At 49.7% G+C, this 20,641-nt stretch carries 29 protein-coding genes, 3 tRNA genes and 1 pseudogene; 28 read left to right on the forward strand and 5 right to left on the reverse strand.

The genetic code is table 11. The annotated features are described in order from the left end of the window. Positions 1-15: 15 nt before the first annotated feature. Positions 16-498, forward strand: coding sequence for a DinB family protein (locus KGI06_02590; protein ID MDE1871106.1), 483 nt, complete (start codon positions 16-18; stop codon positions 496-498). A gap of 11 nt (positions 499-509) precedes the next feature. Here the strand turns inward: KGI06_02590 and thiI are convergent, their stop codons facing one another. Continuing rightward, a complete protein-coding gene (thiI, locus tag KGI06_02595) occupies positions 510-1,649 on the reverse strand; it encodes a tRNA 4-thiouridine(8) synthase ThiI (GenBank protein ID MDE1871107.1) in 1,140 nt (379 codons plus the stop codon). Between the two features lie 82 nt (positions 1,650-1,731). Here thiI and KGI06_02600 point away from each other — a divergent pair, with 82 nt between their 5' ends. From KGI06_02600 to KGI06_02610, 3 genes are read left to right on the forward strand one after another with little or no spacing between them, the layout of a single operon-like run. Beyond that, positions 1,732-1,935 carry a protein translocase SEC61 complex subunit gamma gene (locus KGI06_02600; protein MDE1871108.1) on the forward strand — a complete coding sequence of 68 codons (204 nt, stop codon included), beginning with the start codon at positions 1,732-1,734 and terminating at the stop codon, positions 1,933-1,935. A 2-nt stretch (positions 1,936-1,937) separates the two neighbouring features. Then, positions 1,938-2,714 (forward strand): DUF814 domain-containing protein, encoded by a 777-nt coding sequence (locus KGI06_02605; GenBank protein MDE1871109.1) that lies wholly within the window; start codon positions 1,938-1,940, stop codon positions 2,712-2,714. A gap of 10 nt (positions 2,715-2,724) precedes the next feature. Beyond that, positions 2,725-3,102, forward strand: coding sequence for a hypothetical protein (locus KGI06_02610; GenBank protein MDE1871110.1), 378 nt, complete (start codon positions 2,725-2,727; stop codon positions 3,100-3,102). A 31-nt stretch (positions 3,103-3,133) separates the two neighbouring features. Here KGI06_02610 and KGI06_02615 read toward each other — a convergent pair. Beyond that, positions 3,134-3,219 (reverse strand) — tRNA-Leu (locus KGI06_02615). A gap of 71 nt (positions 3,220-3,290) precedes the next feature. Here KGI06_02615 and KGI06_02620 point away from each other — a divergent pair. Both KGI06_02620 and ychF read left to right on the forward strand, forming a co-directional pair. Then, positions 3,291-4,619: an amino acid permease gene (locus KGI06_02620; protein ID MDE1871111.1), complete on the forward strand. Its 1,329-nt coding sequence runs from the start codon at positions 3,291-3,293 to the stop codon at positions 4,617-4,619. A gap of 12 nt (positions 4,620-4,631) precedes the next feature. Beyond that, the gene (ychF, locus tag KGI06_02625) at positions 4,632-5,804 is read left to right on the forward strand and encodes a YchF-related putative GTPase (GenBank protein MDE1871112.1); all 1,173 of its coding nucleotides are present in this window, start codon (positions 4,632-4,634) and stop codon (positions 5,802-5,804) included. Here the strand turns inward: ychF and KGI06_02630 are convergent, their stop codons facing one another. After that, positions 5,805-6,326: a hypothetical protein gene (locus KGI06_02630; protein ID MDE1871113.1), complete on the reverse strand. Its 522-nt coding sequence runs from the start codon at positions 6,324-6,326 to the stop codon at positions 5,805-5,807. It abuts the gene before it with no gap. Between the two features lie 65 nt (positions 6,327-6,391). Here KGI06_02630 and KGI06_02635 point away from each other — a divergent pair, with 65 nt between their 5' ends. From KGI06_02635 to KGI06_02645, 3 genes and pseudogenes are all read left to right on the forward strand, one after another. Continuing rightward, positions 6,392-6,544, forward strand: coding sequence for a preprotein translocase subunit Sec61beta (locus KGI06_02635; GenBank protein MDE1871114.1), 153 nt, complete (start codon positions 6,392-6,394; stop codon positions 6,542-6,544). A 96-nt stretch (positions 6,545-6,640) separates the two neighbouring features. Continuing rightward, the gene (locus KGI06_02640) at positions 6,641-7,360 is read left to right on the forward strand and encodes a cytochrome C biogenesis protein (GenBank protein MDE1871115.1); all 720 of its coding nucleotides are present in this window, start codon (positions 6,641-6,643) and stop codon (positions 7,358-7,360) included. Beyond that, positions 7,276-7,920, forward strand: a pseudogene (locus KGI06_02645) (thioredoxin family protein). Before KGI06_02640 ends, KGI06_02645 begins: the two are co-directional and overlap by 85 nt. Before the next feature lie 512 nt (positions 7,921-8,432). Here KGI06_02645 and KGI06_02650 read toward each other — a convergent pair. Further along, the gene (locus KGI06_02650) at positions 8,433-9,272 is read right to left on the reverse strand and encodes a hypothetical protein (protein ID MDE1871116.1); all 840 of its coding nucleotides are present in this window, start codon (positions 9,270-9,272) and stop codon (positions 8,433-8,435) included. Between the two features lie 178 nt (positions 9,273-9,450). Here KGI06_02650 and KGI06_02655 point away from each other — a divergent pair, with 178 nt between their 5' ends. Both KGI06_02655 and KGI06_02660 read left to right on the forward strand, forming a co-directional pair. Beyond that, positions 9,451-9,891, forward strand: a complete 441-nt coding sequence (locus KGI06_02655; GenBank protein MDE1871117.1) for a GNAT family N-acetyltransferase — start codon at positions 9,451-9,453, stop codon at positions 9,889-9,891. 2 nt (positions 9,892-9,893) lie between these two features. Continuing rightward, entirely contained in the window at positions 9,894-11,744 is a 1,851-nt protein-coding gene (locus KGI06_02660) for an arginine--tRNA ligase (GenBank protein ID MDE1871118.1), read from the forward strand. Here KGI06_02660 and KGI06_02665 read toward each other — a convergent pair whose 3' ends face one another. Next, positions 11,745-11,954 carry a hypothetical protein gene (locus KGI06_02665; protein ID MDE1871119.1) on the reverse strand — a complete coding sequence of 70 codons (210 nt, stop codon included), beginning with the start codon at positions 11,952-11,954 and terminating at the stop codon, positions 11,745-11,747. Between the two features lie 126 nt (positions 11,955-12,080). Here KGI06_02665 and KGI06_02670 point away from each other — a divergent pair. The 17 genes from KGI06_02670 to KGI06_02750 all read left to right on the forward strand — a co-directional run bounded on the left by KGI06_02670 (position 12,081) and on the right by KGI06_02750 (position 20,639). After that, positions 12,081-12,187, forward strand: a tRNA-Arg gene (locus KGI06_02670). Between the two features lie 13 nt (positions 12,188-12,200). Then, on the forward strand, positions 12,201-13,262 hold the full coding sequence (locus KGI06_02675; GenBank protein ID MDE1871120.1) for a hypothetical protein: 1,062 nt from the start codon (positions 12,201-12,203) through the stop codon (positions 13,260-13,262). Positions 13,263-13,272: 10 nt separating this feature from the next. Beyond that, positions 13,273-13,746 carry a DUF460 domain-containing protein gene (locus KGI06_02680; protein MDE1871121.1) on the forward strand — a complete coding sequence of 158 codons (474 nt, stop codon included), beginning with the start codon at positions 13,273-13,275 and terminating at the stop codon, positions 13,744-13,746. Between the two features lie 92 nt (positions 13,747-13,838). Then, on the forward strand, positions 13,839-14,693 hold the full coding sequence (locus KGI06_02685) for a hypothetical protein (GenBank protein MDE1871122.1): 855 nt from the start codon (positions 13,839-13,841) through the stop codon (positions 14,691-14,693). Positions 14,694-14,730: 37 nt separating this feature from the next. Then, a tRNA-Glu gene (locus KGI06_02690) sits at positions 14,731-14,805 on the forward strand. A gap of 39 nt (positions 14,806-14,844) precedes the next feature. Then, positions 14,845-15,432, forward strand: coding sequence for a hypothetical protein (locus KGI06_02695; protein MDE1871123.1), 588 nt, complete (start codon positions 14,845-14,847; stop codon positions 15,430-15,432). After that, positions 15,359-16,102 (forward strand): HD domain-containing protein, encoded by a 744-nt coding sequence (locus KGI06_02700; GenBank protein ID MDE1871124.1) that lies wholly within the window; start codon positions 15,359-15,361, stop codon positions 16,100-16,102. Before KGI06_02695 ends, KGI06_02700 begins: the two co-directional genes overlap by 74 nt. Before the next feature lie 142 nt (positions 16,103-16,244). After that, positions 16,245-16,574 (forward strand): winged helix-turn-helix transcriptional regulator, encoded by a 330-nt coding sequence (locus tag KGI06_02705; protein MDE1871125.1) that lies wholly within the window; start codon positions 16,245-16,247, stop codon positions 16,572-16,574. Between the two features lie 5 nt (positions 16,575-16,579). Continuing rightward, positions 16,580-17,071, forward strand: coding sequence for an SRPBCC domain-containing protein (locus KGI06_02710; protein ID MDE1871126.1), 492 nt, complete (start codon positions 16,580-16,582; stop codon positions 17,069-17,071). 111 nt (positions 17,072-17,182) lie between these two features. Continuing rightward, positions 17,183-17,425, forward strand: a complete 243-nt coding sequence (locus tag KGI06_02715; protein MDE1871127.1) for a DUF4287 domain-containing protein — start codon at positions 17,183-17,185, stop codon at positions 17,423-17,425. A 4-nt stretch (positions 17,426-17,429) separates the two neighbouring features. Then, on the forward strand, positions 17,430-17,825 hold the full coding sequence (locus KGI06_02720) for a nuclear transport factor 2 family protein (GenBank protein MDE1871128.1): 396 nt from the start codon (positions 17,430-17,432) through the stop codon (positions 17,823-17,825). Positions 17,826-17,918: 93 nt separating this feature from the next. Beyond that, a complete protein-coding gene (locus KGI06_02725; protein ID MDE1871129.1) occupies positions 17,919-18,461 on the forward strand; it encodes a hypothetical protein in 543 nt (180 codons plus the stop codon). Positions 18,462-18,567: 106 nt separating this feature from the next. After that, positions 18,568-18,858 (forward strand): hypothetical protein, encoded by a 291-nt coding sequence (locus tag KGI06_02730; GenBank protein ID MDE1871130.1) that lies wholly within the window; start codon positions 18,568-18,570, stop codon positions 18,856-18,858. Positions 18,859-19,016: 158 nt separating this feature from the next. After that, complete coding sequence (locus KGI06_02735; protein ID MDE1871131.1) at positions 19,017-19,202, forward strand: hypothetical protein; 186 nt, start codon at positions 19,017-19,019, stop codon at positions 19,200-19,202. Next, positions 19,199-19,498 (forward strand): hypothetical protein, encoded by a 300-nt coding sequence (locus KGI06_02740; GenBank protein MDE1871132.1) that lies wholly within the window; start codon positions 19,199-19,201, stop codon positions 19,496-19,498. The genes KGI06_02735 and KGI06_02740 overlap by 4 nt, the downstream gene beginning before the upstream one ends. 5 nt (positions 19,499-19,503) lie before the next feature. Continuing rightward, on the forward strand, positions 19,504-19,767 hold the full coding sequence (locus KGI06_02745) for a pro-sigmaK processing inhibitor BofA family protein (protein ID MDE1871133.1): 264 nt from the start codon (positions 19,504-19,506) through the stop codon (positions 19,765-19,767). 95 nt (positions 19,768-19,862) lie between these two features. Beyond that, positions 19,863-20,639, forward strand: coding sequence for an SDR family oxidoreductase (locus KGI06_02750; protein MDE1871134.1), 777 nt, complete (start codon positions 19,863-19,865; stop codon positions 20,637-20,639). Positions 20,640-20,641: the final 2 nt, after the last annotated feature.

The following is a 20,641-nucleotide window of genomic DNA, read 5'->3' on the forward strand; positions in this document are numbered from 1 at the left end:
TCCAATTGTGACCCAATGGATGGCGATAAAATAGTGCGCGAGCAGCTGCTGTCGCTCCTTAAGGGAGGCAATGCGCACATAAGGTTCAACGACGCGGTAAGGGGCTTTCCCGCCAAGCACATAAACTCGACGCTTCCCAACGTCCCCTACTCCTTCTGGCACCTGCTGGAGCACATGAGGATAACGCAGAATGACATACTCGATTTCATAGAGAACCCAAGGTACAGGTATCTTGGCTGGCCGAAGGACTACTGGCCAAGAAAAGGTTCAATGGCAACGAAAAGGGACTGGGGCGATTCCATAGCCTCATTCAACAGCGATTCGGAAAGACTGCAGGGGATAGTGCGCAATCCGAAAATTGATCTTTACGCCAAGATTCCGCACGGGACAGGCCAGAGCATCGCAAGGGAGATAATGCTTGTCGCGGACCATACCGCTTACCATCTTGGCGAGTTCGTAGTAATGAAAAGGGCCATAGGGGAGTGGAAGGGGAAATAGAATCTGCCGTGTCATCCAGAGACTGACATTTTCCTGAGCGTCATCCTAACCGCTGAATCCATCGATGCCTTTTTCCAAAGCTCCCTTATCTTCAGGTATTCGCTGCTGGTTGCTGGGCTCCTTGCAGCTATTGAGCACACGTCCTTGTATTTTTTTATCGATTCCTCGTAGGTGCCTATCCTCTTTGCTACGTTTATTATCTCCTGCTTGTCGAATCCTATGAGCGGCCTGATTATGAGGCGCTTTATGCCGTACTGCGACGATGTGAGGTTTCCGACAGTTTGGGACGCGACCTGGCCCAGGCTCTCCCCGCTTACGATGCATCCGGCTCCCTCCTTCTTCGCTATCTCCTCCGCAATCCTGTACAGGAACAGCTTGAATAGGACAAGCTCGTATTTCCTAGGTGTCTTCAGGGCAGCAGACTGGAACACGTGCCCTGGCATCAGGCAGAGCTTGTAATCATTCGAATAGGATGAAAGTATCCTGCCTAGGCTCTTTATTTTCGATAGCCTCTCGTCGCCGTTGTCCGGGAATGCGTGCACGTGCATATATATCGGCCTGAGGCCCCTCTTCATCGCGTAGAAGGATGCCACCGGAGAGTCTATGCCCCCTGAAAATAGGACTACCGCGCTGCCCGACGACCCGACCGGGAGCCCGTTAGCTCCGCCGATCCTTTCGGTGTAAAGGAATGCGACATTCTTCGTTGCATTTATGTAGAGGTCCTTCCTCGCATCCTTGTCTATCTTGAATTTTAGTCTCTTGGTGTTTTTTATGAAATGGCTTACCACATCGGAGGAATCGAAGCTCAGGCTCTTCACCGACCTGTGCGGCACTATCCTTACCTTGTCCGCCCTTTTCAGCATCCTGTTTGCCGCATCGACCATGGAATCGAGGTCGTTGCCGCACGTTATGACAGGGGAGAACCTGCTTATGCCGAAAACCATTGATAGCTTTCCCTCTATCGATTTCCGGTCGGAACTACTATCGAAGACCAGGAAGAACCTGTCCCTCATGTGCCTGAGCTCCGAATAGCTCTCGCCGCTCAGGGCTAGCCTTACGTTGTCGTAAAGACTATTTACGAACGAGCTCCTGTTCCTCCCCTTGAGCCATATCTCGCCGAAATGTATGAGTATGCCTTCGTATTCATTCATGGGCACCACGAACAAAAAGCAATATAAATATCCCTTCCTATTATTTATCTTAAGCTATTAAACATATGTTTGAGTGTTTGAAATGAATCTTGACATAGCTGGATCCTTCAGGAAGTTCATAGGCAATTCCAAGCACGTGATGAGCGTAAGCTACAAGCCCAACAGGGACGAGTTCAACAAGGCAGCAAAGCTGATAATATTCGGCATACTGCTCATAGGCGCAATGGGCTTCGTGCTTGCGCTTGCAATATCGATAATAATAACCGGATCGCTGTCACTTATATAGTCATGGAGATAGAAATTGATTTCACCAAGTCCGCACAGGAGAACGCGAACGAATACTACAAGAGGTCCAAGAAGCTTGCGCTGAAGAAGGAGGGCGCGGAGAAGGCTATAGTAGAGCTCCAGGAGAAACTCTCGGCCGCAAGGTCCGACTCATCCAAGAAAAGGCAGGAGCGCCTGGTACTGAAAGTGGTAAAGAGGGAGTGGTACGAGAAGTTCCACTGGTTCTTCACCAGCAGCGGCATGCTTGCGATAGGCGGAAGGGACGCCCACCAGAACGAGGCGCTGAACTCCAAGCATTTCGAGGAGAAGGACCTGTTCTTCCATGCGGATGTCTTCGGGGCCGATGTCGTAATACTCAAGGGCGGGGCAGCCTCAGACAGGCAGGTCAGGGAGGAGGCCGCGCAGTTCGCCGCATCATATTCAAGCGCATGGAGGGACGGGATGCGCACCGCTGATGTATATGCGATGAGGCGCGAGCAGGTGAGCAAGTCGAGCAGCAAGGGATCCCTTGGCACAGGGAGCTTCCTTCTCAGCGGGGAGCGCGACTGGTACAGGGGGGTCCAGCTGTCGCTCGTTCTTTTCGTGGAAGGCGAGCGCATGCATGCGGTGCCTGAGTTAACATTTAAAAGGCTGGGCAAAGATAAGGTAACGCACGCGAAGGTAACGCAGGGCAACTACAGGAAATCCGAGGCCGCCAAGAAGATAGCCGCCAAATTGGGCTACATGGACATAGACTCGGTGATGAGGTGCCTTCCTGCAGGGAGCTTCAGGATAGAGTGATGGTGAATAATTGGCGGGGAAATTATCCATAAGGAACGACAATCTTGTTTTCGAGGTTGAGGGTATCGACGAGATATTCGCGATAAAGCGCATAATAAAAATTCCGCTGAAGCACGTGACTTCTGTGTCCTCAAGCAGCATCGGCTGGTTCAAGCCCATACCCTACGTAAAAGTCGGCGGCACCTCCATTCCCGGTATGGTGAGGGACGGCAGGTTCGTAACCTCAAGGGGCTGGGTGTTCTACGTGATGCACAACCCGGAGAAATGCATATCAATAAGGCTCAACCACGAAATGTACAGGACTGCGATATTCGAGGTTCCAGACAAGAGGGCCGCGATATCCATGATCGAGAAGGCGATAAGGGCAAGGAAGAAAAGGAGGAAATGAGAGCAGCCCAAGCTCTGCACAGTTAGCTTTATGCAGGGAGGGAGATTTGAACTCCCGAACCCGCTAAGGGACAAGGCCCTGAACCTTGCGCGTTTGACCATGCTCCGCGATCCCTGCGATGAACCTATTAATATACTTTAACTTTTATATAAAGTTTGGCATTGGTATAATAAACAATCGGTATTTTGATGGCAGGCGATGATAAAAACAAGGTCAGTGTCGCAGTTGCAACAGCTGTGGGCCTAGGCGCGATAATAGGCGCTGGGATATACGTCCTGAGCGGCACCGCCGTCGCGCTTGCCGGGGCCGACGCGCTGATAGCATTTGTCATAGTCGGAATCGTTGCGTTCATAGTCGCCCTGGAGCTGGGGGAGCTCGGCTCGCTCATGCCCTACGTAAAGGGCGCATCCTATTCATATACGTACAACGCCCTAGGAAGCCAGCTCGGTTTCATAACCGGGATGCTGCGCTACATGGCGCTTGCGACGTCCATATCTGCGATATCGCTCGGGTTCGGATCCTATCTGTCAAGCTTTCTAGGAATCCCGATAGCTGCATATTCCATACCATTCGCGATAATACTCATAGCTGTCCTATCGCTGGTCAACATGCTCGGCGTCAAGAAGGCGGCGCAGACGGACTTCGGGCTCGTGATAATAAAGATAACAATACTCCTCATATTCATAGGGTTCGCGATATTCATGGCCGCGACAAGGGTGCACATAGGGCCGTCCAACTTCAGCTTTGACATATCAAGGGGCGGTGCCGCCGGGATATTCGCCGCAAGCGTTGTGGTGTTCTTCGCGTATTCAGGGTTCCAGTCCATATCCACGATAACGGACAAGATAAAGAACGGCTCATCCGGTTACGTGAAGGCGATAATAGCCGCGGTGATAATAAGCATAATAGTGTATGCGCTCGTCGTGTTCGCGCTATTGCTGATGATGCCTGCAGCTTCCTACAAGATAGCAGCTGATCCGCTGTCGTTCGCGCTCAAGAGCACCGGCGCCCCTGTATGGCTGTTCAGCGTAGTCGACATAGGCGCGCTAGTGGCCACAGCATCGGCAACCATAGCAATGATACTCAGCTCATCGAGGTCGCTGTACCAGATGAGCACCGACAGGCTGCTTCCGAAATTCCTGAGGAAATACGACAAAAAGAACGACATCGCAACTAACGGCATCATAGTATCCGCAATAATAGGTGTGGCGATGCTCTTCTCAGGCAACATATACATAATCGCCTCGATAGCCAACTTCGGCCTCATGTTCGATTACCTGCTTATAGGGTTCGACGTGATACATTTCAGGAGGATAGGGAGCAATGCTCCGTTCAAGATGCCGCTGTATCCCTACCTCCCGATCATAGGCATAATAGCGATACTTGTGTTCTTCACCGGAATGCCGAAGATAGCGCTTGTAGTTGGCGTGATAATGATACTCTCCCTGATAGTCGTGTACTATTCGCTCAGGGAGGCAAGGGAGAAGAAAGTGATAAGGATAAAGCTGTTCGACTAGCCAGGTGATCCGATGCTCATAGGAATAGTAGGCGCCCCGAACAAGGGCAAAAGCACGCTGTTTTCCGCGCTCACGCTTAACGACGTGGGCATAGCGGATTACCCGTTCACCACAATAGATCCCAACAAGGGGATAACATACGCCACGAGCAAGTGCCCGGAAACTGAGCTAGGGACAAGGTGCGGCGCAAGGAACTCCCTGTGCCAGAACGGCATAAGGCACATACCTGTTAACGTGGTCGATGTAGCTGGGCTCGTAGAGGGCGCCCACCTAGGCAAGGGCATGGGCAACCAGTTCCTCAACGACCTTGCGGCCTCCGACGCGCTGATGCTCGTGGTTGATGCGAGCGGCAAAACGGATCCAGGCGGTAACCCGTGCGAGTCGTGCGACGCATCGCCGGAAATAAGAATGGTCAAGGGGGAGATCGCTGACTGGATTGCATCGATAGTGAAAAGGCACATGCCGCAGATTTCGAGGAGACAGGACGGGATAAATGCGCTTTCCGAGGCGCTCACCGGTCTGAAGGTCAACAGGGACGAGATAAAATTCGCCATAGAGTCAAACGGTATCGCAGATGCAAGGATTTCATGGAGCGACGAAGACACGAAGAAATTCGCCGACAAGCTCCTTGAAATAAGCAAGCCCATGCTGATAGTCGCAAACAAGTGCGACGTAAAGGGCTCGGAGGGGGAGGTAAGCATACTGAAATCGAGCTTCGGGGAGGCCAATGTGGTCGCAGTTTCAGCCGCGATAGAGCTCGCATTGAGGAAGGCGGAGAAGCAGCACATGATAGAGCGAGCCCCGGGCTCAAAGGAAATAAAAATACTCAGTCCAAGCATGACAAAGGAGCAAACCGACGCACTGGGCTACATGCAGGACTTCATAAGGAAAAGCGATGCAAGCGCTCAGGGGCTCGTCAACCACGTCGTGTTCAATCTGCTCGATGACATAGTCGTATATCCCGTAGAGGATGAAAACAAATATACGGACCATTTCGGGAACGTGCTGCCGGATGCGCTCCTGATGAGGAAGGGCTCAACCGCCCTGGACCTCGCTGCTAGGATACACACCGACATAGCCAAGAATATGCTGTATGCGGTCGATGCGAGGAGCAAGATGCGCCTTGGCAAGGACTACGAGCTCAAGCACAACGACGTGATAAGGATAGTCAGCGCTGCAAGATGACTATCCGTGCCTCCTTTCAGCCGAGAGGATCGCGAATATCGGTATGACTATCATGTTTATCGCGAAGGGTATGACTATGAGGTACTCGGAGAACGTGACCACGCTCAGGTTAGCGAGCACGCCGCCGTTGGAGAACCTCATCAGTATGTAGATTATGAATATGGATATCGAGTATACCAGCGAGGTGTAAAGCGCGTTCAGGAGCCCCTTGTAGGCGAGCACCTGCGACCCCTTGCGTATGTAGCTTACCCTGTCCCCGACCCAAAGCGATATGACCAGCGGCATTACGACTATCCCCGGTATGTATATGAGGTAGTTTGCGAAGTCCTCCAGTACTCCCTTGAACAGCACGCGTCCGTAGTGGCTTGCAAAAGGCAGTATCACGAGCTGCAGCAAAGCTGCTATTAGGAGAAGGCCTACCCAGAACATCAGCGGGCTCTCGATGCTTATCGTTACCTCTTCATCCTTCCTTTCCTCCTTGTTCTCCGCCTTGTCCTTCCTGTAATAGCTGTCGTAGGCCACCGAATCACTTTTCTATATGAGCAGAAAAGATATTAAAGTCTTGCATAAAATAGTATAATGATTTGATGGCAGACTTGTACACGCCCCAAAGCTCCGCGGGCATACAGAGCTTCTACGACGCACCGACCAAAGGGCCGAAGGTAAACCCGAAGCTGCTGCTTGCGATAGTCATAATATTCACCATAGCCATACTCGTGGCGGACCATTTCCTTTATTGATTCCCGGCCTCAACGCGCAATAACCGTGCGAGGCTCAATGGGTGAAAATCCTACGGCCGGCAGCCCAACGGATGCGATGCAATGCATGTGATCCAAATGCGCAAACAGGATATAATATTCCTCAACTCCGTGTTCTTCGTCCTTGGCTTTACTATCGTCTTTTCAATCATCGGCATACTGTTCCAGACGATTTTGCTGCATGTGGGGCACACAGCGATGTACGTAGTCAGGGACATAGGCGGCGCGGTGATAATATTCTTCGGGATATTGATGATAGCCTCTACGCGGTACATAATACCCTTCTTTTCGGCAGAGCATAAAATCAGCGTGAGGAGATTCAGCAACAGCTACCTGACGTCGATAGTATTCGGGATTGCGTTCGCGCTGGGGTGGACGCCGTGCGTCGGCGCCATACTCGGCTCCATATACGCATTGGCCGCATCATCCCCGGGCCTGAGTTTCCTGCTTCTGCTCGCATACTCCATCGGGCTAGGAATACCATTCCTTATATTCGGGGCCTTCATATCCAAATTGTCAGGCTTCCTCAAAAGAATACGACTCTTCCTGAAGTACTTCAGCATCATAAGCGGCCTTTTCCTGATGGCGCTAGGCATCCTCGTAATCACTGGTTATATAGGCCTGATCTCTGTATTCCTTGTGGGTCCAAACGGCCCGATGTCCCTCAGCAACCAGCTCAATTTCCTGCTCGCGATTGTTGCCGGAGTGCTTACATTCCTTTCCCCGTGCATACTGCCGCTTCTTCCGGCATATTTCTCCTATATGGCAGGTACAGCATCCGAAACGGTGAGAAAATAAAAACCAACATATATGTTATCGTGTTCGGCATCATAGCAGCATTGGTGCTCGTTGCTGCATTCTCAACATTCGCATTCAACAAAAACCTCGCAAATTCCTCCCCTAAAAACATCTCAGCGGCGAATCTGACAAATTACGGCCCGGCACCGAACCTGCAAGGGATATCCGGCTGGATAAATTCCGGGCCGATAAACATATCCCAGCTCAAGGGCAAGGTTGTGCTGGTTGATTTCTGGACGTATTCCTGCATAAACTGCATACGCTCCATACCCCACCTCAACGCATGGTACGGCGCATACGGCGCAAACGGCCTTGTCATAATAGGGGTGCATACCCCTGAGTTCCAGTTCGAGCACAACTACAGCAACGTTTATTCCGCTGTGCAGAGGTTCGGCGTAAGGTATCCTGTCGCGCTGGACAACAATTATTCCACATGGGACGCATATGGGAACCAGTACTGGCCAGCAGATTACCTGATAGACAGGAACGGCAACGTAAGGTACGTCGTTTTCGGAGAGGGCAACTACAACCAGACGGAAGCAGTAATAAGGGAGCTGTTGCAGAATGCGGGATACAAGATACAGCAAAACCTCACCAGCGTACCTCTCGGAGTAAACTTCTCGCAGATAGGCACGCCTGAAATATACGTCGGCTATTCCAGGGCCAGGGCGCCGATAGGAAACGGCCAGGGATTCGCCCCGAACAGGACCGTGAACTATTCATTCACGGCCATATCGAAGAACAACACGGTGTACTTTTCGGGTAACTGGTACAATGCGCCGGACTCCATGATTGCAGGAGGGAACGGCTCAAAGGTATTCCTGGTCTACTATGCAAAGAAACTGAATATAGTCGCTGATGGAAATTCGTCCACGATGATAGGCGTAAAGGTGGACGGCAGCAGCGAGCAGCAGGATTACCTCGGTGCGGACGTGCATTTATCGAACGGCACGGCAATCGCAGCGGTAAACTCGTCAAGGCTTTACAACATTGTATCAGCGCCATCGGCAGGATGGCACACGATTGAAATAGACGCAAGCAAGGGATTCAGGCTGTACACGTTCACGTTCGGCTAGGCCGCCCTGAAAACGTCCTTCCTTACCTCAGTCACGTCACCGCTCTCCGACAGGACGTAGAGTATGGTCCTTACCCCGTCCTCTTCAAGGCCGACGCTCTTGGCTATCTCCTCTATGTCCACGCTCCTCTGCTCTATCAGCTTCAGTATCTTCGGCGCATTCTTGTTTATGAAGCCGCGCAGGCCTATGTAGAACTTCTTGTTGAAGGCCCTGGTTCCTAGGATGAGCCCCTGCCTTATGCTGTCCTCCAAAGAGGCGGAAACTATCGCTGCCTCGGCCTCGTTCCCAAGGACTACAAAGCCCTTTGACTCCAGCGTCTCTATGTAAACGTCGTTGTCGCCGCCTATTTTCTGCTCCCATGCCTTTGGCTGCCTGGAGGAAAGCTGCGGCCTCGCTTTCTGCACCTGCTGCGAAGCGGCAGGCTGCTGCTCCTGCTTCTTCCTGTACAAAAACGCATCGTAGACGCTCTTCTGTATGCTGTACCTTACTTCCTTCTCGCTCCCTTTCCTGAACGGCACCACTATGCTCCTGTTTATCAGTGCCTGCAATGTCTCCTTTTCGGAGCTGTTGAGCATCGGCGCGACCTTTACGCTCGTCCTGTCGTTGTATTTCAGCGTGTCAAGCTTCTTGAGCACCGCAAGCTCCTGCGGCTCAAGATGCGCGGCCCTTCCAGTGCTTCGCGGCACATAGGCCTTTCCCGCAGGCTTCGCCTCGTCCGGAGTGTTCTTGGAAAGCAGCTTTACGATGTCCATCTTCTTTGCTACCAGGAACGTGCTCTCGCCGTATTTCAGGAAATCAAGGTCGTCGCCGTCCTTTATGCCAAGCGAATCTATCACGTCATACGGTATCGATACGACAAGCTTGTTGTTCGTCTTGTATACCTTTGGAATCTTACCACCACACTAAAGCCAATAAATAAGTATTGCCAGTTATATTTATAGAATAGAAAGCTTAAAATGGTTTGGAATAGCCAAAGGCTGAAGCAACGATACTTATGCTGATGGGATGATTTCCGTGGCGCTAAAAATAAGGAATATGCGGAAAAGCGACATAAACGCAGTATATAAAATGGCCGTAAAGGCAAGGGAGCTGCAGTCTTCCTCGCTTGGCAGGTGGTACCCGAAGATTGCATTGAATGTGTGGCTCAAATCAAAGGGCGACGACCTGCTGCTCGTTGCGGAAGAAAACAGGAAAGTCGTTGGATTTCTCCTGTGCTACGTGCACTACAAGCGCTGGTCGCTGCTTGACAGCATGGTTGTGGATCCTATGCACAGGAGGAAGGGCATAGCGACAGCATTGATAAACGGCGCAAGCAAAAGGCTGAAGAAACTCGGGGTGGTGTATGCACAGGGCCTTGTGCGCACAAACAACAGCAGGACATTGAAGATGATGAAGAAACTCGGGTTCAATAGGGGGTACGACTTCTATATAGTCGATAAAGTATTCTATGGGTAAGCATGAACGGCTCAACATATTCAAATGCGGTCTCGAAATTGTCAGAGGCGATAGGCAAGGCCGCGGGCAAACTGGGCCACAGCGCGGAAAACATAACGGGCACAATAGAATTCTCGAAGGGATTCGGGGATTTCTCGTCATCCATATCGTTCAGGCTTGCAAAGGAGCTGAAGAAGGATGCGAATTCCATAGCAAGGGAAATAATGTCAAAAATGGAAAAGCCGGGGTTTGTCAGTGAAATAACGGTTGAAAACGGTTTCCTTAATTTCCATTTGGACAGGAACGCGTTTGCTGAAATGGTCCTGAGGCCAAATGAAAATCCAGCCAAGCGCAAGGCAGGCAAGGTCATAATAGAGTATCCGAGCGTAAACCCGAACAAGCCATGGCACATCGGTCACCTAAGGAACGCGCTTCTCGGGGATTCGATATCCAAGATGTATTCTGCCCTGGGCTTCGATATAGAGCGCGAGGACTACATAGACGATCTGGGCTTGCAGATGGCCGAAACGCTGTGGTGGTACGTGAGCACAAACCGGAAGCCAGAAAAGAAATTCGATCACTGGCTCGGTGAGGAATACGTTAAGGCCAACCAGCACATAAACGAGGAATCTGCAAAGAGCGGCATATCGGACATGATGTCGCTGATGAGCCAGGACGGAACGTATGAATCGAAGCTCCTGAGGGACGTGGTGAATGAATGCGTGAAGGCTCAATACGAAACCGCGTTCAACCTTTCCATATTCCATGACCTGCTCGTATGGGAAAGCGACATAGTAAGGGAGAAGCTCCTCGAAAAGGCGCTGCATATGCTCAAGGGCCACGGGTTCGTGGAAACGCCCAAAGAAGGGGATTACGCCAATTGCATCCTAATCGATCTCAAGAAAATAAAGGATCTCCCTGAAGAATTCAAGGGCCTGAAGGAAGACGTCAAGGTGCTGGTGAGGAGCAACGGCGCGCCAACGTACATAGCCAAGGACATAGCCTTCCACATGTGGAAATTCGGGATGATAGAGAATACGTTCAAGTACTCCGCATTTATGGGAAGGCAGCCGAATGGCGATGCGTTGTACACGACCAGTCCGGAGGGCAAACAGATGGATTTCACCAACGCGAAGATCGCGATAAACATCATAGACGTAAGGCAGAGCCACCCGCAGTCTGTCCTGAGGCTTGTGTTCAGCACCATGGGCAAAAAGGACGAAGCCGGAAATATCAGGCATCTGGCATACGGGATGGTCGAGCTTGAATCAGGGGCGCTCTCGGGGAGAAAGGGCACATGGCAGGGTTACAGCGCAGATGACCTGCTAAGGGAAACGGAGGCAAAGGCGATGACCCTTGTAAGCTCAAGGTTCAAGCTTGGCAGGGAGGAGGAGCATGAGATAGCAAAGGAGGTCGCAATCGCCGCAATAAAGTTTGAATTCCTGAAAGTCAGCCCTGAAAAAAAGATAGTGTTCTCGTGGGAAAAGGCGCTGAACTTCGAGGGTAACTCAGGCCCCTATGCCCAATACATGCATGCTAGGGCGTCAAGGATAATGGAGGAAGCCCCGAAGGAATTATTGAAAAAGGAAATGCGTATACCGGAACTGAATGAATCGGAGTTTGCGCTGATAAAATTAATCTCCAAGAAGGGATTTGTGCTTGAAAAGGCCGTGAAAGAGCTGAGGCCAAACGTGATAACCGATTACATAAGCGAGCTCGGCTATGCGTTCGCGAGCTTCTACGAGAACTCGCCGATACTCAAGGCAGAATCTGACAGCGAGAAGCTAATCAGGATCAAGCTAACCGCTGCGTTCAAGGATTCGATGAAGGAGATGCTTGAAGTTATCGGCATATGTGCATTGGAAAGGATGTGACTAGTCTTCAGCGTATGGTATGGGATACCTAAACCCCTTTACCGGGGTCGGGAGGCGCAATCCATAGCATTCGGAAGGCGGTAGTATTACGGACCCTTCTGCAACCGGCCTCTTGCTTCTCCTCTTTTTTGTCTGCTTCTCTGCCTCCTTCCTTAATAGCGGCGCTACAGAATCATTCTTGGTATTTGACACAGGTTTCCTAACTTCCATATTACCATCAATTCATATACGATATGCGAGATATATATAGTTTACTGATTCTGGGCAATGCCTGGGGATTGCAAAATCGCTTAATCCGTTAATGTTTAATATAACTATCCTTCTAAAATTAATGAAGGGCCTGTAGCTCAGCTTGGATAGAGCGGCATCCTCCTAAGGTGAAGGTCGTGGGTTCAAAGTAAACTTTTGATAGTCCGAAAGTTATGAAAATCCCACCAGGCCCGTAATGGTGTATGCATGGTAGTCAAAAAACAGGGCAAGGATCCCAAAATGACGGGCAAGGAGCCTGTCTTCATAGTCAAGCCTGCGCTCAAGAACTTCGGGCTCGATTACCTTCACATAACGCTTCTCGCGCTTGTTGTGGTATTGATTGTGCTTGCGTTCGCGCTAAGCTACTTCAAGCAGGGCGTTGTCATAACCAACTGCCAGTACGGATCTATGTCAAACGGAACCTGCAACACCACGATGCACACGAGCGCGCAGGCGCTTGCAGCGGCAAGCAGGTACCTTGCGGCGTATTCCAGCATAAACACGTCGCTCTCGCTCATACCGTACTTCTCGCTTGTGAACGAGTCTGAGGTAAGCTACCTGCCGCAGAGCAAGGAATGGCTCGTGGTAACCCCGTACATAGACCCGTACAACAGGAACATAACATTCAACATCTCAATGGCTCTCCACGATTCGAACCTGAGCATCGCAAACTCCTACCTCCAGACGCTCAAGCCGGCAATCCCCACGAACGACAGCGTGGCTGCTCTCGGAACAGTGAGCCTGTACGGAGAATCCGCATGCAAGACCTCTCTTCCAATACCGATATACGTTGTGACTGACCCGTATGCGCCAGGAATGCTTAACGCGCTCAACACCACAATAAGCGCCGCAAGGAATTACGGCAACACCATAAACGTGAGCTACTTCTTCATATTCGGCGGCTATTCAATACAGTACTACAAATCCTTCGGGATCGAGCAGACGCAGCAGCTTGGAAGGTACCTCGTATGCGCGTCCAAGCAGCGCGGGACGTTCGCGCCCTTCGTATCAAACCTGAGCATGGCATACACCGGAAAACCGATCCCGAACCAGACGCTGTACCAGATAGTGCAGGGCTCCGGCCTCAACGCAACTGAATTCGGCTCCTGCATGCAGAACGTCACCACGACCCTGAACATACAGGCGCAGTTCGCAAGCCTGTACCACATAGTATCTACACCGGAGATAATAGCAAACTGCAGGTACTCCACGATACCGCAGACGCTTGATTACGCAATAAATTATTCTGTTAAGCACCTAAACGGCTGAATATGGTTTGATGTACTTAATAGCTGGAATAGACCCCGGAAAGACGTGCGGGATAGTCTGCCTGGACCTGAAGGGCAAGCTGCTGTACAGGGCCCACAGGACCTTCGGCGGGCACGATTGGCTCATAGAGGTACTTAACGGCGTGGGCACGCCGGTAATAGTGGCAAGCGACAAGCCCAACGCCAGCGAGCTTGTAAGGAGGGTGAACAGCGCCTTCAGGTCAAGGCTTTTCAGCCCGGAGAGGGAGTTCAAGGTGGGCGAGAAGAGGATCGCAGCGATGGGCCTCGGCATAAATAACCCGCACGAGAGGGACGCATACGTGGCCGCGATATCCGCCTATCACGCATACGAGAACAAATTCAAGCAGGTAGAGCACATAGCGATGGAAAACAGGTACAAGGACGTGGACGAGCTCAAGGCCAGGGTTGTTGAAAGGCATTCCATAAGGGAAGCCATTGATGGAAGGAAGGCAAACCGGAAATAGACAACAAGCTATTTAAACCTAATTAGAGCATACTGAATACTTCACATTGAATTTTCACGAACCAGTATAATATTACCTTACTAGTGATGCTTTTGGAAAGGACCCGACACCTGCGACCCAGGTTGAGAAGCAAAGGGCTTTCATTGGAAATAAGGTGCAAAGCCAACGTGCTGCCGCTGAAATCGCTGCTTTTCGCAACCGCATATGCGAACAAGCACGCGATAAAGCACAGGAATTCAAACATTTCCCTATATTCCGGAAGGCTGAATTCCCAGATAAGCAGGATATCATCCATAATAAACGTGCTCAACGCCCACTCGAAGGGCCAGAAGCACCACCAGCAATTCCATGGCGAGCCCCAATCGCCTGGCTCGGATCCCGACGATCCAGACATGCATTCAAAAAGCATAGAAACGGCAACAAACACGTACGTTGATCTGTTCTATAGCGTTGGAAAGGAGGAAAGGAAGAGCTACATAGAATCGTTCAACAGCGCGAGAAAGACCAAGATAAAGCCGGAGAGGAACCTTCTTGTACTGCCTGCGCTAATGGCCGAGCTGAAGATGCCAAAGGCGGAGGTATCAAGCGCAATCTTCCGATCGTTGTACAAGATGCCGTTCAAGATACTGCACGAATCCAGCAAGGCAGCGCTGCACGTGGCGCTTTTCGAGCAGAACATAGCCATAAGGACGATACCTTACGGCACAGTAGAAAGCTTTTCCAAATCAATGCAGATGCTTGAAACCAAGATAAAGGATGTCGAAAACGGGGTCATACAGCCGCAGGAGGACGAGGACACTAAGGCCAACTTCATAGACGAGGCTGCAAAGTTCTCGAAGGACACGGAAATAAACATAGTCGATATAATATCCGAGAAGGTAGGGACCGAAAACGCGATGCTGACAAGGCTGAACAGGATAATGAGAAGGGTAAATACTAATTATTAAATAAGATGATACGAAAGGTATTATCTTGCCAAGAGATGCTCCTATCGTCTAGTCCGGTCAAGGACACGGCCCTCTCAAGGCCGAGGCTCGGGTTCAAATCCCGATGGGAGCATATGCGAATAGATATCTTTGCAATAAAGAGGTTGATGGAGTGGTGAAATATGGATTTAGATTACATAAGGTAATAAATAATTTGAGACCCAGTGAAGATGCTTCACTTTTGGAAGTTATAGCAAAAAACAAATCCTTAAATCAGAATGTAAGAGAACATGCAATAAATAGATTAGATTTAGATAGAAGTGAGGATTGCATTAATTCTTTGGCGCTTGATAGGGAAGAACCATTTAAGATAAGAAATGCTGCAATATCAAGGATGCATGATGTTGGCTTTATCAGGGGCCTCGCCCTTGATAGGACGGAACACTATTATGTCAGAAGGCCTGCCATAAGAAAATTAAATTATAACGATGCTGTAATAGCCCAAATAGCACAAGATAAAACACTTGAACAAGATGTTAGGGAGTTTGCAATAACACGAAAAGTCAGAGATGTTGCTTTATTAAGGAAAATCGCTGCAGATAAAACAGATGCTCAGCCAGTTAGGGTATTTGCATCGCATAGGATAAATATTCTTCTAAGGAGCGAGGAAACAGAAGGTGCCATAAATGAACAAAAAAACAAAAAGAGTAGCGAAGGCTATGCAGTTCAGCGTAGTTCCGCTTCTTCAATCCCAAAGTAGCGCACATATACCCAGTAGAGTAATCCCAATGGGAGCAAAAGGGAGATTGGAACCTACAGAGTTGACTAAAATGGAAAAGCAAAGATTAGATACTATCCTAAAATTTATGACAGAGGTGAATAAGCTAAAAAGAGTAAGAAGAACTGGATGGGTCAGGTCTAAAGTTAAAAATCCCGAAAGTGTTGCTGACCATTCCTTCAGCACCGCACTTCTGGCTTATATTATTGCTAAGGATTTAAAGCTGGATGCCAACAAAGCGATGCTAATGGCACTAACTCACGATATAAATGAAGTAATATCTGGGGATATCGCAACACGGCATAGGGAAGAATTGCAAGAAACGAGCAACGTAGAAAAAGCCAAAGTTGAACATAAAAGTCATATGAAAATGCTCTCACATCTACAAAGGAAAGATAGGGGGGAATTTACAAAAATCTGGAAAGAATTAAAGAACCAAAGTTCAGAAGAAGCAAAGCTCGTCAAGCAAATAGATGCTCTTGATTATATAATACAGATTGCATTATATTCAAAAGAAGTTGATAAAAAGAGGTTCGAAACATTTTTCCTTACTGCAAGAAAGAAGATATCGAATCCAGACCTTCTTTATATTTTCGACAAAGTCAAAAAGACAGTTTATGGAAACAAAAAGATAAACAAAGGAGCGATTTAATGACAAAAAGACATAGAACCCAAGTGGGTAACGCTCGATGGGAGCAATGGGATTAGGGATAATGCTCGCAATAGGCTAAAGATTTAATGGCCAGCCTTAATAAAGCAATAGCTTTATAAAGCTAAAGGTTTATAATATATTCATGGACATGTTTTATGCGCTTGCTGAACCGCGTAGGAGAAAGATAATAGAAATGCTTGCAACTAACGGGCAGATGTCCGCGACAGAGATAAGCCGCAACTTCAGGATAAGCCCGCAGGCAATATCGCAGCACCTCAGGATACTTCTGGAAACGAGGCTCTTGCGGATGGAAAAGCATGCGCAGCAGCACATATACAGGGTAAACCCGGATTCGATCCTTGAGCTGGAGGCATGGGTCAGGCAAACGAAAAAATTGTGGGATGCGCGTTTTGACAGGCTGGACGAGGTATTGAAAGAGGAAAATAGACACTCGAAAAAAACAAAGATGTGATTTGTATGGCTGAACCAAGCGAAAAAAGGGAATTGACAATAACGCGCACGTTCGATGCGCCGCGGAATCTGGTGTGGAGGGCGTGGACCGACAGGAATATTGTGCAGAAATGGTGGGGACCGAAAGGGGTTACGAATCCCACGTGCGAATGGGACCCGAGGCCTAAAGGCAGGATAAACATAGTGATGCAGGCCGGGAAGGAAATGGGGGATTTTGCAGGCCAGAGGTGGCCTATGGACGGAAAATTCATAGAAGTGACTCCTGAAACAAGGCTCGTATTCACATCCAGGGCAATAGACGAAAGGCAGGAGGCGCTCGTAGAGAATATGGTGACTGTAGAATTAGAGGAAAGGGCAGGTAAGACATTTATGAAACTGCACATAGTCGTAACCAAGGCTGATGCCGGAAGGGCGAAGATGATGCTGGAAGGCATGGAAATGGGATGGAACTCGCAGTCGGACAAGCTGGTTGAGGAAGTGCACAGGATGCGGGGTTGACACGATGACAGGAAGCCATTACAACAGAAAGCCAGCAAGGATTCTTCACAGTGCCGATTGGTCAAATACCATTTAGGTGCAGGTTAAACGTAAGGTGTGAAGGGTGAAACCATGACCTACAAGGCATACATAGACAACATAAAGGCGAAGACCGGGAAGGATCCCGAGTACTACAGAAAGGAGGCGAAGAAGAAGGGGCTTGTCAGGCACGGCGATCTCCTAAAATGGCTTAAGGGCAAGGAAAAGCTGGGCCATGGGCATGCGAACGCGATAATCCTGTACATACAGGAGCCCGAACTCGCAAGGAAGAAGATTGCCGAAGATGCGAAAAAGGAGAAGGCTAAGAAAGGGTGAAACTGTGGAGAACGGGATTGAAAAGCAGGAAAAGGAATCTGCCCTGAAGTTCTTCGGGGCTCTTGGGGACATAAAGAAGGCAAGGTACCTGTTTACCAAAGACTGCAGGCACCACAATCCGTACACAGAGCCGGGAATGGATGCGCTCCTCGAAGCCATTGTAAGGGTGCAGGGCGACAAGTCGATGCAGGGCAACAAAAACGCTACATTCAAGGTTAGGAGCGTGATTGCAGAGGGAGACATGGTAGCAGTTTATACCACATTGCAGTCCGAGGACAAGAAGAGCGGGCTCAGGCAGGTGCACCTATTCCGCTTTGGCAGCAGCGGGAAGATAGAGGAGTACTGGGACGTAACGCAGAGCACACCTGCAAACGCGCCCTATCCTGAAAATATGTTCTAGCTTTCACCATGGTCAGCGCATTTTTCGTCTGTGAAGCCTAAATATAAAGAAAGTGTTAAAATAAAGTTAATTCATAATGTAGCTCGTGATAATATGTGGAAAATATCTAATGTGTTTATAATATTCGCAGCTATGGCCATTGCCGTGCCGTTGGCGGTGGCACAATACGGCTATTCCACAGCGCCAACCACAGTGGCAGGGCTTCCAACGATACCGGCAATTGGAAATGTATCAATGCCAAACACAATACTTCCAAACGTTTCAAACACGCCAACAGCCAACATGTCCCATGTAATGACCACTAATGCAGCCAACTCAATATCAGCCAACATGTCTAATGCAATGACCGCCAACATGACGAATTCGATATCCGCCAACGCATTGAATGCAACGGCCTCAAACGTGCCGAGCTCGATAATCCCAAACCTACCGAGCGCGACAAACCAAACTACAACAATGTCAAGCGGCAACGTTTTCATGCCCCAGGCAGGCGGGAAATTCGCATGGCAAGGCACTGGTTACTACGAGATACCCTCCGGAAGCAAGGACATACCTGCAACAGGGATGATGCCCGGGGTCCAGTATCTGATTACCAACCAGGCATTCATAAGCAGCGTGAATTCATGGCTGTCTTAGGCCTGGCGTTTGCCTGATGCGGTTAAGTGCCGTTGATACCTGGCCGAACCATACGGCAAGGTATTTATTTTTTTATCCATAAACCAAACTGGAACGGGTGAAAACCATGATAATAGTGCACGACATTTTTATATGCAAGCCAGGAAACGCCTCGAAAATGGCGAAGATGTTCAAGGAGGCAATGGGGGGAGAGAGTGGAACCAGCATAATGACCGACATGACTGGCGAATTCAACAAGGTGGTCATGGTGAGCCAGTATAAGGATTTGGCCGAATTCGAGAAAAGCTTCGAGAAATACATGAAGCCCGACGAGGAGATGAAAAAAACCATGGCAAAAATGGAAGGCTACCACGACATGTACGTAGCAGGAAGGCGTGAAATCTATCGCGTATGGTAGCACAAGTCAAACAGCCCTTCATTGATGGCCCTATTTTTCCAACCTGCTTTTGATTTGCGGCTTGGGCTCCAAATTCAGGATTCGACATGGTTAGCATTGCAACCGTACTATAAGAAAACCAATATATAAATTGTAACAGATTTAACTACGGTGGATATATGGCCAAGATGAAAATGGTTGAGGTGCACAGGAACGGGAAAGTGTACAAGAGGAGGCAGCCTCTGCACCATAAAATAGGTAGGCGCGTATTGAAACGCGAGCTTAAAAGGCTGAAGGAACAGGAAGAGGTCATAAAAGAGAACGTCAGGAAGGCCAAGCGAAGGGTCATGAGGGGAATGCAATGAGCCCAAACAGGTACAGGGGCAAGCGCAAGAGGCTGGGGCTTGCCTTGAGCACTGCAAGGCGGCATCCTTACGGCAAGGGTGCTGCAAAGCTGAATCCGAAAACCCTGGTGGAGAAGGGCAGGAAGGGCGGCGCAAGCGAAAAGCTGGTGGCAAAGGAGCTGCAGGCTAAGGCCAACATCAACAAGGGCAGGAACCCGAAAGTGTACCGGAAGTTCAGCAAGGCTGCCAGCATCGCCAGGAAAATGGCGCACCGCAAGAAGCAGTACGCAAAAGACAAGGTAACAAATAAAAATTGATTCCGATGCCAATAATAAGCGGAATAATATCAGAATTCGTGCTTATTTTGGGCATTTTCCTAATCCTGTACATAATATTCAGCCTGGGCCGCGCCATACTCGGGCTTCTGCTAAACCTCATACTGGGATTCATATCCATATTCCTTCTCAATGCGATATTCAATCTTGGAATAAGGTTCGATCTTATAGTGATAATAATAGTAGCTGTGCTCGGGCTCCCGGGAACCGCGGTAGTCGTATTGCTGAAGCTGATAGGGGTATCGTTGTGATTTTTCTGCATGATGATGCCGGAGAAGCCAAGTACCTGACAAGGTAGTGGTGCATATATAATTGTTAATTGTGCTAGTAGATGGATGGTGATCTCATGCATGCTCTGAAAAGCTTCAGGCTTGACGGCAAGGTCGGTATAGTCACCGGCGTATCCAGCGGGCTCGGGATAGGTTTTTCAACCGCCCTTGCGGAGGCCGGCGCCAGCTTAATCGTGTGCGCAAGGAGGATCGACAAGCTCAAGGCAAACGCCAGGAGCATATCAAAGGCAACCGGCGCCGAGGTGATACCGATGGCTGCAGACGTCACGAAGGAAACATCGGCAAAGAAGGTAATGGAAGAGGCGGAGAGGAGGTTCGGGAAAGTTGATATACTTGTAAACAACGCAGGCGTAGGCGTGGCCGGGCCTGCGCTGAAATTGACTGAAAAGGACTGGCTGAACGTGGTAAACGTGGATCTGAACGGCACATTCTATTTTGCAAAGGAGGCAGCGAAGAGCATGATAAGGAAAAAGGTAAGCGGCAGCATAATAAACATAGCCTCGATATACGGCCTTTTCGGCGACGTGATACCAGCAGCTGCGTACTATGCGTCGAAAGGCGCCGTTGTAAACCTTACCAGGGCGCTTGCGGTTGAGTGGGCGCAATACAATGTGAGGGTCAATGCAATAGCCCCGGGGTTCTTCCCGAGCGAGATGACTGCCGGGATACAGAACGACAAGGGGATAATGGCTCACATAAAGGAGAGGACGCCTTTCGGTAGGCTGGGCGCAGTTGAAGAATTGAAGGGCGCGGCTGTATTCCTTGCATCCGGTGCAAGCGCATACGTCACTGGAGTCGTGCTGCCGGTGGATGGCGGATGGTCCGCGCGCTAGCA

Source organism: Candidatus Micrarchaeota archaeon, assembly GCA_028866575.1.
In the GTDB taxonomy this organism is placed as follows: Archaea; Micrarchaeota; Micrarchaeia; order Micrarchaeales; family Micrarchaeaceae; genus UBA12276.

What these genes read in the sequence shown, in the direction of transcription:
- KGI06_02590 (MDE1871106.1), top strand. Translation starts at nt 16, where the DNA reads ATGGATGGCGATAAAATAGTGCGCGAGCAGCTGCTGTCGCTCCTTAAG.
- thiI (MDE1871107.1), bottom strand. Translation starts at nt 1,649, where the DNA reads ATGAATGAATACGAAGGCATACTCATACATTTCGGCGAGATATGGCTC.
- KGI06_02600 (MDE1871108.1), top strand. Translation starts at nt 1,732, where the DNA reads ATGAATCTTGACATAGCTGGATCCTTCAGGAAGTTCATAGGCAATTCC.
- KGI06_02605 (MDE1871109.1), top strand. Translation starts at nt 1,938, where the DNA reads ATGGAGATAGAAATTGATTTCACCAAGTCCGCACAGGAGAACGCGAAC.
- KGI06_02620 (MDE1871111.1), top strand. Translation starts at nt 3,291, where the DNA reads ATGGCAGGCGATGATAAAAACAAGGTCAGTGTCGCAGTTGCAACAGCT.
- ychF (MDE1871112.1), top strand. Translation starts at nt 4,632, where the DNA reads ATGCTCATAGGAATAGTAGGCGCCCCGAACAAGGGCAAAAGCACGCTG.
- KGI06_02635 (MDE1871114.1), top strand. Translation starts at nt 6,392, where the DNA reads ATGGCAGACTTGTACACGCCCCAAAGCTCCGCGGGCATACAGAGCTTC.
- KGI06_02640 (MDE1871115.1), top strand. Translation starts at nt 6,641, where the DNA reads ATGCGCAAACAGGATATAATATTCCTCAACTCCGTGTTCTTCGTCCTT.
- KGI06_02660 (MDE1871118.1), top strand. Translation starts at nt 9,894, where the DNA reads ATGAACGGCTCAACATATTCAAATGCGGTCTCGAAATTGTCAGAGGCG.
- KGI06_02665 (MDE1871119.1), bottom strand. Translation starts at nt 11,954, where the DNA reads ATGGAAGTTAGGAAACCTGTGTCAAATACCAAGAATGATTCTGTAGCG.
- KGI06_02675 (MDE1871120.1), top strand. Translation starts at nt 12,201, where the DNA reads ATGGTAGTCAAAAAACAGGGCAAGGATCCCAAAATGACGGGCAAGGAG.
- KGI06_02680 (MDE1871121.1), top strand. Translation starts at nt 13,273, where the DNA reads ATGTACTTAATAGCTGGAATAGACCCCGGAAAGACGTGCGGGATAGTC.
- KGI06_02700 (MDE1871124.1), top strand. Translation starts at nt 15,359, where the DNA reads ATGAACAAAAAAACAAAAAGAGTAGCGAAGGCTATGCAGTTCAGCGTA.
- KGI06_02705 (MDE1871125.1), top strand. Translation starts at nt 16,245, where the DNA reads ATGGACATGTTTTATGCGCTTGCTGAACCGCGTAGGAGAAAGATAATA.
- KGI06_02710 (MDE1871126.1), top strand. Translation starts at nt 16,580, where the DNA reads ATGGCTGAACCAAGCGAAAAAAGGGAATTGACAATAACGCGCACGTTC.
- KGI06_02715 (MDE1871127.1), top strand. Translation starts at nt 17,183, where the DNA reads ATGACCTACAAGGCATACATAGACAACATAAAGGCGAAGACCGGGAAG.
- KGI06_02725 (MDE1871129.1), top strand. Translation starts at nt 17,919, where the DNA reads ATGTGGAAAATATCTAATGTGTTTATAATATTCGCAGCTATGGCCATT.
- KGI06_02730 (MDE1871130.1), top strand. Translation starts at nt 18,568, where the DNA reads ATGATAATAGTGCACGACATTTTTATATGCAAGCCAGGAAACGCCTCG.
- KGI06_02735 (MDE1871131.1), top strand. Translation starts at nt 19,017, where the DNA reads ATGGCCAAGATGAAAATGGTTGAGGTGCACAGGAACGGGAAAGTGTAC.
- KGI06_02740 (MDE1871132.1), top strand. Translation starts at nt 19,199, where the DNA reads ATGAGCCCAAACAGGTACAGGGGCAAGCGCAAGAGGCTGGGGCTTGCC.
- KGI06_02745 (MDE1871133.1), top strand. Translation starts at nt 19,504, where the DNA reads ATGCCAATAATAAGCGGAATAATATCAGAATTCGTGCTTATTTTGGGC.
- KGI06_02750 (MDE1871134.1), top strand. Translation starts at nt 19,863, where the DNA reads ATGCATGCTCTGAAAAGCTTCAGGCTTGACGGCAAGGTCGGTATAGTC.